This window comes from Rheinheimera soli, from assembly GCF_031457405.1.
GTDB classification, from domain to species: Bacteria; Pseudomonadota; Gammaproteobacteria; order Enterobacterales; family Alteromonadaceae; genus Pararheinheimera; species Pararheinheimera soli_A.
This window is the reverse complement of record NZ_JAVDWR010000009.1, coordinates 1-12259: the sequence shown is the minus strand read 5'-3', so window position 1 is coordinate 12259 and position 12259 is coordinate 1. Positions and strand designations below refer to the sequence as shown.

Sequence of the window (12259 nt, the reverse complement as noted above, 5' to 3'; positions counted from 1 at the left end):
AAGTGTCCAGGTTATTCCTACATTTTTATTTGTTCATTTCGCTGGTGCTGATTGGTGTTGGCTGGACTGTGGAGCGTATCTGGCAGGAAACACAAAGCCAGGTCCCGCCCTGGGTGATGCTGGTTGCAGACAATCTTGCCGGCCAACTCAGTACACAGTCTTTACCACAAGCTCAGCTTTCTTCTGCTTTACCTGCCACTTTGTTACCCGCAGGCAGCATTTTATGGTCTGAAGCTGAACACGCTGCATTAGAGGCAGGGCAGGTTGTGCCTTTGTTCACCCGGGATCAGGTGTTTTTTTACACCATGCAGCAGGGCGAATTATGGCAGTTGGGGCCTACAGATCTGAGCGAGAGTACAGTGCCCTCTTATTGGTTTAGTTTGTTGTTTTTGGGCCTGTTGGCGATAGCTGTCTGGTTATGGTTATGGCCTGTAGCCCGGGATATTCAGAAGTTAAAACAACAATTATCGGATCCGGCAGGCACAGCTGCTGTTCCTGTTCGCTCTTTTATTGCCCCCATCGCCATCAGCTTTGAACAGATGCGACAACAAATCCAGCGATTGCTTGGTTTACAGCGTGAAATGACGCAGGCGGTTTCACACGAGTTGCGTACGCCTTTAGCCCGTTTAAGTTTTGCGTTGGAGCTGTCTGCTTTAGCCCAGGACGAAAAACAGTTGATGCTGAATGATGTCAAAGAGCTGGAGCAACTGGTAGATGAGATGCTGGACTACGCCCGTCTTGAATCCGCACAACCTCAGTTGAAGATGCAGCAGGTGGACTTGTCTGAGTTGCTGCAAAACTTAGTGGAGAAGTTATCTCCTTTGCCTGGTGCTGCCATTGAACTGCATCTGAGCAACAGCTGTGTTTATGCCTGCGACGGCCACTATCTGGAAAGGGCGGTACAAAACTTACTGGTAAATGCCAAACGATTTGCCCACAGCAAAGTGTTACTGGTACTAGAGCCTGCTGCATCTGGTATTGAAATAGGTGTCGAAGACGATGGTCCTGGCATAGCGCCAGAAAAAAGGGCAGAGATACTCAAGCCTTTTGTGCGGTTAGACCCGAGCAGACAAAAAGGTTTTGGTGGTTTTGGTTTAGGGCTGGCTATTGTTTGTCGTGTACTTGAATGGCATAAGGCCAACATTGAAGTTGGAGAAAGCCGCTTAGGTGGCGCCAGCTTCAGGATAAAACTGCCATCTGAGCCGCGCTCTGATGGCAGAATGTAGACCTTAGAGCCCCAGATTTTTCAGGAAATCATCATCAGCATCAGAAGTTAATACTTCAACAGCTTCTGCCGCTTCTGATTCTGCTGCATTGGTATTGGCAATAATATCGTCCGGATTTTCATCCTGTGTCGGGATGAAATCGTGCAGTTGGATAAATTCAGTTTTATCCATCGACAATTCCATATAAAAAATTGCATGGTTTGGTGTGCTGAAGGTCACTCGTCGGGCCTGAGGTTGATCCAACTGAGTATTGATCATGATTTGCACTTGTTTATTAATCGCCATCATTTTTGGCTGGCTTTGATTAATAGAGGTTTGCAGCTCCATACGGACTCTGTTGGTGAAGTCACCGACGATTTGGTTCATCAGTTCGCCCATCACATTACCTACTTCGTCTGAGGTATGGAAATTAGCCAGTTCAGATTCTGGCATACCCATGCTCATCATGTATTTACGGTAAATTTCCATCGCTGCTTGCGACGTAAAGTTGATAATGACTAAACCAGAAAAACCACCGTCAAATAACACAAAACAGCCAAGATCAGGACGCAGGCAGGTTTTCTGGATTTTTTGTACCATAGGTGAATAGGCAACTCTATCGTTGCCAGCTGCAGCTAATACCTGAGTAACGGAATGGCAGAGGGTGAGCAATATTTCTTCGGTGGTCACTACTTTAGTTTTTTTCATCTGATAAACCCGGCTAAACAACGACATTAGCCTTAGTATATCTCTATTCCAACGCATAAGACTATAAAAAGCCTGAAGCTTTGTGTTAATGGCTCTGCCAGACGTATTCACTTATCAATAAGTTAAACAAGGGCACTAACTGATGACTGAACAGGAAAAAATGGCTGCGGCTTTATGGTTTAATCCGGCAGATAAAGTGTTGGCCAAACAGCGGGTGCAGGCCAAGGCTTTGTGTGCTCAGCTTAACCAGCAAGGCCCTTTGCCTTTTAAAGCTCATCAAGAGTTAGCCAGGCAGCTATTTGGCAAAGTGGGCAGTTGTTATATAGAACCGAATTTTTTCTGTGACTATGGTAAGAACATTGAACTGGGTCAGAATTTTTATGCCAACCACAACTGCGTTATTTTAGATGCGGCCAAAGTCAGTATTGGCGATGATGTGCTGTTTGGACCTGGAGTGCAAATTTACACTGTGACTCATCCGTTGGATGCGGCTCAGCGTAAAACAGGGCTCGAACAAGGCAAAGCTGTGACTATAGGCAATTCAGTCTGGGTGGGCGGTGGTGCTATTATTTTACCTGGTGTTACCATAGGTGAAGGTGCAGTCATTGCGGCCGGTGCTGTGGTGACCAAAGACGTACCCGCGTATAAAGTGGTGGCGGGTAATCCGGCAACAATCATTAAAAATCTGGATTAAAATCTGGATTAAAATCTGGATTAAAGCCGGGGTTTAGCGTGGATACGGTCAAACTCTCCTGACTCGGTCAGGTGCAGCAGACCTGAGTTAAACTTTGCCTGTAATTCTGCACTCCAGAAGGCTGCAGGGTAATCTACAGAGGGCAGTATCTGGTGGCTCTTAATGCTTTTGGCGCCATAATGTTTGGTTGCGTAATAAGCCAGCACTTTGGCGTCACCTATCATCAGCTGGACTCTGTCGTTCATCAATAATTCAAACTGCTGAACTCTGTCAGCTTCTTCCAGATAATGGGCTTTTTTAACAGTTGCCGCAAAATCCGGACCCAGTACTTCACTGGCTTGCTGGTAGGCAACTATAGTTTTTCCTTCCAAATCTTTCAGGCTGTTAATCGACACAGGGCTGCTGCTTTTTGTCACCACAACATCCAGCACCGTAAAATAAGGCTGGCTATAAAATGCGCCTGGATAAGGCACGGCAACAGGACTGGCCATATCCAGCTTTTTTTCTGAGAAGAGTTTTAATAAACGGCTGTAACTATAAAGTTCAAATTCGGCTTCAATGCCTTCACGCAGCAAAATGGTTTTGACTATTTCATAGTCCAGCCCGGTAATTTCGCCCTGAGCATTCCGATAAGCCCAGGGCGCAGAGTCATGCAACCCTACTTTTAATGGTGCAGCCTGCACCAGGGCGCAAAGCAGGCTTAACAATACAACTAGACGTTTCATAGCAAAACTCCGGGAAGACTCTGCTTATTTAGCACAGTTCAGGACCAGTGTCGCAATTTTTGCGATTTAGGCTGCAATAATTTTATTGAGATCAGTTATCATTTCTTTACTTCCTGCCTGAGTATGATCATGAGTAAAACAGTCTCTTTTGGGTTGTTACTGCTGCTTGCCAGTATAGTTGCAACTACGCCTTTGGCTATTGATATGTATTTGCCTGCTATGCCAGTAATGGCTGATGAACTGGGCACAGATATTGGCCTGATCCAGCAGTCCTTAAGTGTCTATCTGGCCGCTTATGGTCTGGGGATGTTGCTCTTTGGTCCTTTAGCGGATGCAATTGGTCGTCGTCCACTGGCGCTCTGTGGTTTGTTGTTTTTTAGTCTGGCCAGTTTTGCTCTGGTATTTTGTCAGGATGCACAGTGGTTGTTGAGTTTGCGTGCTTTTCAGGCTTTTGCCGGCAGCGCGGCCACTGTAGTTGTGCCTGGTATTATTCGTGCTTTGTATCAGGAAAACACAGCTAAAGGCATGTCTTATGTCTCGATGATTATGATGATGGCGCCTTTAATAGCGCCAGCCATTGGCAGCGCTGTGTTATGGGTAGGCCACTGGCAGGATATATTTCTGGTACTGGCGCTTTATTCGTCTTTCATACTGCTGCTGACCTGGCGCTTTTTGCCCGATCCTGTGCCTGTGATTAAAGGGCGAAAACTGGAGTTTTTGGCAGGTTACCGTTTTGTGTTTGCCAATGTGGCGGCACGACCACAAATTGCGACTTCGATGTTTGCCTCTTTTGCTTTTTTCTGTTTTTTAACCGCAGTGCCTTTTGTTTACATTGAATATTATGGTGTCAACGAGCAGCTGTTTAGCCTGCTGTTTGCCTTGAATGTGGGGATGCTGATGCTGGCAAATTTTTGTAACAGCAGGTATGTCAGCAGATTTGGTCCGCAGCGAATGCTGAATTTTGGTCTGGTGCTGGCCTTGTTCAGCTCTGTTGTACTTTGTCTGGCAAACTGGTTTGAACTGGGGTTGGTCTTCACTGTGCTGAGTATAGCGCCGCTGATGGCAAGTCTGGGGCTGATAGCCACCAATGCCGATGCCATGATTTTAATGCGGTTTCCAGAGCATAGCGGCACAGCAACAGCTGTGATTGGCACTTTACGTTTTGGCAGTGGTGCTTTGGCCGGGCCTTTATTGGCGTTGGGATACACTGGTACTGCATTGCCGTTTTCTGTACTGATGTTTTCTGGCGTAGTGGCTATTGCAGTCAGTCAGTTTTTTGGTGTGTATCAGAGCAAAGCTGTTAAAGAACTCTAAGACTGTAAATAATTCAGTAAGCGGTCAAAGGAGCGGTAACTCAGGGCTTCGAGTAAATCGTTACGTTCTATTTGTGGCCGCTGTGCTAAATCAGCCAGAGTGCGGGCGACTTTTAACAGCTTATGATAACTGCGGGCTGACAGCTTTAACTGAGTCAGGCAAGTTTCAAAATAATCCGCATCTGTTGGTTGTAAACGGCAATGTTGCTCCAGTTCCGTCAGGTTTAAACGCGCATTGGCTTTGCCCTGGCGTTGCCATTGTACCATTCTGGCTGCCTCCACCCGTTGTTTCACCAGAGCACTGGGCTCTTCGCTTTTCATCTGGCTTAAACTGCCTTTGGGCAATAAAGGAACTTCTACCTGTAACTCTATTCTGTCGAGAAAAGGACCTGACAGGCGGCTTAAATAACGCCTGATCTGTTCCGGACTGGAACGGCCATCTTTATGATGCCCTGAAGGGCTGGGGTTCAGCGCCACCACCAACTGAAAACTTGCCGGAAACTCAGCCTGTCTGGCCGCTCTTGAAATAAATACTTTACCGCTTTCCAATGGCTGGCGCAGGGATTCGAGCACTACTCGCGGAAACTCAGGTACCTCATCCAGAAACAAAACGCCGCTATGCGCCAGGGAAATTTCACCGGGGCGTGGTACAGAACCACCTCCAACCAAAGCAACAGCAGAGCAGCTATGATGAGGCTGACGGAAGGGCCGTTGATGCCATTGCTGCAAAGTACGGGGCTGTGCTGCTACTGAATAAATGGCTGCGGTTTCCAATGCTTCCTGATCGGTTAATGTGGGAAGTATGCCGGGTAAACGTTGGGCCAGCATTGATTTCCCTGTGCCTGCCGGGCCAAACATCAACAGATTATGTTCGCCAGCTGCTGCTATCTCCAGTGCTCTTTTGGCCTGAGCCTGGCCCCGTACTTCGGCCAGATCCGGGTAAGGTTCCGCCTGGGTGTCAGGGATAGCCGGAATAGCGGGTAAATCCTGATGATCTAATAAAAAGGCATGCACCTGTAATAAGTGCTCTGTGCCAAAAACTTTCAGATCAGGCACTTGTTGCGCTTGTATGGCATTTTTCAAAGGAAATACCGCTGTGTGTCCTGCAATTTTACAAGCTAAAGCCAGAGGAATTTCTCCTACTATGCTACGGATCTCACCTGATAATGCCAGTTCTCCAAAAAATTCATAAGCTGATAAATCAGCCTGCAGCTGACCGCTCGCATGCAGTATGCCAAGGGCTATAGCTAAATCAAAACGGCCCCCTTCTTTAGGTAAGTCAGCAGGGGCCAGGTTGACAGTAATTTTATGATCCGGAAACTCAAAACCACTATTAATCAGTGCACTGCGCACTCGGTCTTTGGCTTCTTTGACAGAGGTTTCAGGTAAACCCACCAGCTGAAAACCAGGCAAACCACGACTTAAATGCACCTCTACTGTCACCAGCGGTGCGTCCAAACCACAGCGGGCTCTGCTATGGACTAAGGCCAATGCCATGATCCATCCTCAGATAAATTTGTTTACTTAATTTTAACCTTGGAATCTGAATTAGCCAGTTCGGTTGTCGAATTGATAAAAGGAGGGATTTAAGAGCATAAATTAACTGCTAAATCTATGTTTATGCAGACTATTTATTTTTCGTTTCAACTATAAAATCCAAAGTTTGGACTTTCCTTTTTTTCATTTCCTGCTATTCCTGTTACAGCAGAATAAAAAATTTTCAATCAAATACTCCATCTGTCTGACCACCACCAGAAAAAAGAGGTTGCAGTGAATAAAGTAGGGAGACCCAAAGTGAAAGCCACCCGCACGCCTCTTTTTAAAATAGGCCTCTTTATTTTGTTGAGCACGGCGGTTTTTCCGCTGTTTGCTGCAGCGCAAAATACAGAACAGCAAAAGGCTGAATTTATTCAACTGGTCAAAGCAGGTCAGCTGGATCAGGCGTATCAGTTGGCAGAAGCTTTAGAAATGGAGCTGGCGGGTGACCCGGATTTTGATATGGCTTATGGTCGTATTGCCTTGCATGTAGGTCAAAATGACAGAGCTGTATTTGCGCTTGAACGTGTTGTTGCTGAGAAACCTGCGTGGCAACAAGCTCGTTTTACCTTAGCTCAGGCCTATTACAAAACAAAAAATTATCCTGCGGTTTTACGTCAGTTGGATCAACTTGAGAAACAGCCACAAGGAGATTTGGTTGAACCTGTCTCTAAGTTACGTAGCGCAGCAGAGTGGGAACAAACTAAGCTAAAAGGCCATCAGCGGCATAAGATCAGGTATGGCTTTGGCCATGATGACAACGTCAACAGTGGTACTGCCGAAGACAGAGTTTTTATCCCTTCTTTAGGCGAAATTGATGTGTTTCCCCAAAGCCAGGCGAGCAGTGATAACTTTCACCAGCTTGGATACAGCTTCGATGGACGCTGGCAGCAGGACCAACGTTATGCCTGGCTGGCCGATGCACAATTAGGCGCCACAAAGTTTAATCAACTGTCTGAGTTTGACAGGGAAACCCTGGCGGCCCGTGTAGGTTTTGAGGCTGATTATCAGCACTATAGCTACAGCATGCGCGCCTACAGCAGGCCTTTACGTTTGGACGGACAGTTGTATCGCAATGACTGGGGCGGTCAAATCAGCGGAAAATATCAGATGAATGCACTGAATTCTGTGGGTCTGCAGTGGGTGTCAGGTCGTTCAGACAACAGAATAGATGACAGACTAAATCTGACCCTGCACGCTCTGAGCGCGTCATGGGAGCGCAAAGGCAGCCGCTGGATTAATCAGGCCAGTCTCAGTGTGTCCAATGAGCGCAGCCGTCTGGAAAGTGCTGACTATAACAGCAGGGTGGTCAGTTCTTTAAGTTACAGCACCATCTGGCTGGCCAGTGCTTCCCATGTTCTTATCGCCAGAGCTGAACTACAGGACATCAGTCATAAAGCGCCTCATCCTTTATTCAGAGTAGTGCGGGATGAAGCATTATTCTCCTTCACGGGCAGTTGGATTTGGCAGTACTCGGCCTCGTTCGGCACTGAGCTCAGATGCAGCTACACTAATAAAAACAGCCCTGTGACTTTGTATGCATATGACCGCACAGAATGTGTGCTAGGAGCCAGCTATGCGTTCTAACCTTAGTGTGATTGTTATGCCAATGCTGGCTTTATGTAGTCTTGCTCTGTCGGCGCAGGATCAAGCAGACAATGCAGGCCTGACATTGATGGCCAGAGGCAATGTCACGGCAACAGCAACTGATACCCAACAAAGCCGTGATTTGAATCGTAAAGCGCCGGTTTTTAATATTGATCAGGTCAGTACCGGAGCGCAAAGCCAGGCCCAGTTCAGAATGCTTGATGGCGCTCTGTTAGCTTTACAAAGCGATACAGAACTGTTGATCTCTGAATACAAAGCCGGCTCTGCCACGGAACAAGGGTCAGTGGTGATGGAGCTGGTGAAAGGCAGCCTGCGCACCGTCACAGGCTCTATTAAAGGCGATGCAGGTAACTACCAACTGAAAACGCCTGTGGGCAGTATAGGTATCCGGGGTACTACCTTTCAGTTGTCCTATATCAACGAAATTATGTTGGTTGGCGTCTGGGATGGCCAGATTGAGTTACAAGTTACCAGAGCAGATGGCACAGTTGAAAATGTCACTTTTGGTGGTGGCCAGAGTTCATCTTTTGCGCGGATAAGCAGGGCTGGGCAGGTGACCCCTTTGTTATCACCTCCTGCTGAATTTGCAGGAGATACAGGTGCTGGTGACGAGGAAAGCAGCAGTGGATCAGGCAGCAACACAAATACAGCCTCAAATACGGTGTTAACTCAGGCTACAAACTCAGTATCAAATCAAGGATCTGAAGACACGTCCTTTATCGCGGCGCAATCCTATCAGGGCAGTAACAATCAGATACCAGTTGCTGACTTGATCGCGGCGCGTACCGGCAGTTACCAATACAACACTCTTGAGCAGTTCAGCGTACAAAGCACCGAAGGCGCTGTATCTGGCTTTCAGGTTAGTCTGACCATAGATTTTGATAATGGCACTGTACCTCAGGGCGAGTTGTCTTTTAATGATGCTGGCGGTGAATGGTTTGCAGCTTTTAACGGTGTGGTGAATGTGGACCAGCTGGAATTAGGTGTTAATTTCGCCAGCCATGGTAATGAAAGAGCTCAGGGGCAAATCGATACGCTTTTTGTGAATGGTATTGATCAAATCCTCGGGCAGTTTGTATTGAGTGAAATTGAGAACCCGGCCGTCACTGCTGGCGGTATCTTTTTGATTAAATAGCGCCGCCCTGAAGGATAAAGTTATGCGTGTAGCTCTGTTTCGTGAGTTTTTCCGGCGCTGGTTAATCTTAACCCTTTGTTTTGTGCTGACTGCTTGTGGCGGCTCTGGTGGGGACAGTGGGTCGGATACCCCCTCAGGGGACAGACCTGTTGTGCCTCCACCTATTACTACTCCTGTTGTCCCTCCTGTGGGTGACACTCCGGTTGAAATGGGCCTGATGGTGGCTTTTGGCTACAACTCGCTGGCAGCGGGTTCACCTTTACGTACTAATCTGGTGCAAAATCTGGCGGTAGCGAATGGTACTGCCAATTATCGTTTTCCGCGTTCAGGTGAAAGCATCAGTGGCAATCTGACTATAGCTGTTGATGTGGCTGATCCTGATGGCATAGCCCGTGTATTGGTGGGGTTTAGCGGTAGTGAACAAGCATTGGTTTTATGTGACAGCAATTGTGGTACAAGCTTCTCGCAAACTGTGACTGGTGTGAACCCGCGCAATTTTGGCCTGACTCCGGGTTCCTTGCGTTTAGAGCTGTGGCTGGAAGATGTGTTGGGTAACCGTGTTATGTTTGACGCCCGGGACATTGAATGGTTACCTGAAGCCATAACAGGGTTAAATACCAGCAGAACTGTTACGACTGCACAGATCAATTGGGCAGCAAATAGCAACGCCCGCAGGTACAACCTGTATATTGCTGAGCAGCCCGGTATCACACCAGAAAATGTCCTGACTAAAACAGGTGGCCGCCAGTTTTTAGCTTTGTCGCAACCCACTGTGGCTGTGCCGGGGTTAATTGCAAATCAACGTTATTTTGTCGTCGTTACCGGAGTTGATTCGTCCGGTGAAAGCTTATTTTCACAGCAACATGTAATACAACCACTGGGGGCTGCTGAATTTTCAGCTCCTGTTGCTACCCCTGATCAGTTTAGCCTGAACGAAGATACTGAATTCAGAGGCTTTTTACTGAACAACGACAGTCATCCTGATGACCGTAGTTTTAGTCTGGATCCACAAGCTGTGCGTTTGCCGGATAACGGAACTTTGGTACTGAATACCGATGGCTCTTTTATTTATCAGCCTGCGCCCAACTTTTTTGGTAATGACAGTTTTATTTATCAAATCGTCGACACCCAAGGGCTGACAGCTCAGGCTCTGGTCAGTTTAACTGTGCTGCCTGTGAACGATGCGCCTGTAGCTCAGGATGACAGTTATAGCCTGAATAAAAACAACAGTCTGAATATCGCTGCACCTGGTGTGTTAAGTAATGATTTTGATCTGGACGGTGATACGCTGGTAGTCGACACTATACCTGTAGTGGCGCCTGCTCATGGCAGCTTACAACTCAATGCGGATGGCTCTTTTAGCTATACACCACAAACCAATTATGCAGGCGAAGATTTTTTTGTGTATCAGGTGACTGATGGTCAGGGCGGTTCAGCCCAGGCCAGGGTCAGTCTGCGCATTGAAATGACAAATGCTGCTCCTGTTGCTCGAAATGACAGTTATCAGGTGAATGAAGATGCTAGGTTGGTAGTTGATGCTGCCAATGGCATTTTGTCCAACGATTTTGATCCGGATGGCGACGTTATCACGCTGGTGACAGAGCTGCCAACTACGGTCAAAAATGGCCAGTTGGTATTGGCATCCGATGGCAGTTTTTTGTATATCCCTAACCAGGATTTTTTTGGTACTGACAGCTTTAGCTACCAGATTAAAGACCCCACCGGTCTAGTAAGCACTGCCACTGTGCTGCTGACTGTGCTGGCGCAAAATGATCCACCTGTGGTGCAGCCATCCGCTTATTCTGTGAATCAGGGCGCTTTGTTGTCAGTTTCAGCGCCCGGTTTGTTAGCGCATGCGTTTGATGTGGATGATACCAACCTGAGTCTGGTGACAACCCCTGTTGCAGCTCCGGCCAAGGGCGTCTTGACCTTGTCAGCAAACGGGGCTTTCAGTTATCAGCCCAATGCGACAGCTGCAGGGACAGACAGTTTTAGCTATCAGGTGACGGATCCAGCAGGAGCAGTGGGTACCGGCACAGTGACCATCACTATTATTGCTGCTCCAAACCCCCCAGTGTTCGCCGATGTAACTATTGACCTTTGGGATGATGTACCTCCAGGTTTTGGTCTGGCCCAGTTTTTTGTGACCCATACTGCTCCTGATACAAGCATCAGCTTCAGTCTTATTGCTGGTAATGCACAAGGTATTTTCGATCTGACAGCTGCCGGTATACTCAGCGTTGCAAACCCTGCACCTTTGGTTCAGTTGGCCGGGACTTCTGTACTACTGACGGTCAAAGCACAAAATAGTGCAGGACTTTCAGCGCAAGCCACTGTAACTGTCAAGGTTAAAAGTACTCAGGTTACTGCAAAGAATGACAACTATTCAGTAGCGGAAGACCAGGTGCTGACGTCAACTGTCAGTGTGCTCGCCAATGACCTGGATCCAAAAGGGGTTGGCTTGGCAGCCAGTCTGGTGACAGCACCTGCTCATGGTGTGTTAAGCCTCAATGCCAACGGCCATTTTAGCTATAGTCCAAACCTGAACTTTTATGGACAAGACAGTTTTGTTTACAGTGCCAGCAATGGTACCCGCTCTGCTCAGGCTACAGTGCTTATAACTGTGACTCCGGTGAATGATGCGCCTGTATTAAATCCTGCTACTTTTACTTTTTCTGAGGCTGTAGCGCAGGGAACTGTAGTGGGGCAACTGATTTGGCAAGATGCAGAAACCAATCAGAGTTACAGCTTTAGCATTCTGAGTGGAGATTACACCCAAGCTTTTTCAGTGACCAATCAAGGCCAGCTTGTGGTTACCAGTGCAAGTGCCTTGCAGGCCAGAGGCGGATCCAGTGGTGTTTTAACTATACAAATCACTGACAGTGCAGGTGCTACAGGTACTGCTTTAATTACGCTGAATTTGATATCTGCTATGCCTGTGGCCAATGCCGATTCTTATACAGTAAATCAGGACAGTCTGTTGCAGGTGATTGCCGCTGCTGGTGTGCTTAGCAATGACACAGACCCTACAGGTCTAGGGTTAACTATCACCTCTGTCACTTCAGGGCCTTTTTATGGGCAGCTGAGTATGAACGCGGATGGCAGCTTTAGTTATCAACCTAATACAAACGTCTATGGGCAGGATATTTTTCACTATCAGGTCACTAATGGGGTAAGAACTGCCAGTGCGGCAGTAACAATCACTATAGCCCAGGTGTTGCCCCCCTTATTAGCAAACTTTGACGCTTACACCCTGGATGAAGATACGCTACTGACAGTCACAGCAGGTAATTCATTGCTGCAGAATGATATTTATGACCCAGACCTGGCCTTCA

9 protein-coding genes are annotated in these 12259 nt (G+C 47.5%); 6 read left to right on the top strand and 3 right to left on the bottom strand.

Annotated elements, in window-relative coordinates:
* Positions 1–2 precede the first annotated feature (2 nt).
* Positions 3–1226 (top strand): ATP-binding protein, encoded by a 1224-nt coding sequence (locus tag J2W69_RS13295; RefSeq protein WP_310279302.1) that lies wholly within the window; start codon positions 3–5, stop codon positions 1224–1226.
* 3 nt (positions 1227–1229) lie between these two features.
* Here J2W69_RS13295 and J2W69_RS13290 read toward each other — a convergent pair whose 3' ends face one another.
* Positions 1230–1913, bottom strand: a complete 684-nt coding sequence (locus J2W69_RS13290; protein WP_310279300.1) for a DUF3334 family protein — start codon at positions 1911–1913, stop codon at positions 1230–1232.
* A 142-nt stretch (positions 1914–2055) separates the two neighbouring features.
* On the opposite strand from J2W69_RS13290, the gene J2W69_RS13285 reads away from it, so the two are divergent.
* Positions 2056–2607 (top strand): sugar O-acetyltransferase, encoded by a 552-nt coding sequence (locus J2W69_RS13285; RefSeq protein WP_310279298.1) that lies wholly within the window; start codon positions 2056–2058, stop codon positions 2605–2607.
* A 20-nt stretch (positions 2608–2627) separates the two neighbouring features.
* On the opposite strand, the gene J2W69_RS13280 is transcribed toward J2W69_RS13285, so the two are convergent.
* Positions 2628–3332, bottom strand: coding sequence for a substrate-binding periplasmic protein (locus tag J2W69_RS13280; protein WP_310279296.1), 705 nt, complete (start codon positions 3330–3332; stop codon positions 2628–2630).
* A gap of 129 nt (positions 3333–3461) precedes the next feature.
* On the opposite strand from J2W69_RS13280, the gene J2W69_RS13275 reads away from it, so the two are divergent.
* Entirely contained in the window at positions 3462–4646 is a 1185-nt protein-coding gene (locus J2W69_RS13275; protein WP_310279294.1) for a Bcr/CflA family efflux MFS transporter, read from the top strand.
* Here the strand turns inward: J2W69_RS13275 and J2W69_RS13270 are convergent.
* On the bottom strand, positions 4643–6142 hold the full coding sequence (locus J2W69_RS13270; protein WP_310279292.1) for a YifB family Mg chelatase-like AAA ATPase: 1500 nt from the start codon (positions 6140–6142) through the stop codon (positions 4643–4645). The genes J2W69_RS13275 and J2W69_RS13270 overlap by 4 nt on opposite strands.
* A 273-nt stretch (positions 6143–6415) precedes the next feature.
* On the opposite strand from J2W69_RS13270, the gene J2W69_RS13265 reads away from it, so the two are divergent.
* The 3 genes from J2W69_RS13265 to J2W69_RS13255 form a co-directional block, all read left to right on the top strand.
* Complete coding sequence (locus J2W69_RS13265) at positions 6416–7768, top strand: tetratricopeptide repeat protein (RefSeq protein WP_310279290.1); 1353 nt, start codon at positions 6416–6418, stop codon at positions 7766–7768.
* Positions 7758–8924 carry a FecR family protein gene (locus J2W69_RS13260; protein ID WP_310279288.1) on the top strand — a complete coding sequence of 389 codons (1167 nt, stop codon included), beginning with the start codon at positions 7758–7760 and terminating at the stop codon, positions 8922–8924. The genes J2W69_RS13265 and J2W69_RS13260 overlap by 11 nt, the downstream gene beginning before the upstream one ends.
* 22 nt (positions 8925–8946) lie before the next feature.
* Positions 8947–12259 (top strand): Ig-like domain-containing protein (locus J2W69_RS13255; RefSeq protein WP_310279286.1); only part of this gene is annotated, 3313 nt, incomplete at its 3' end.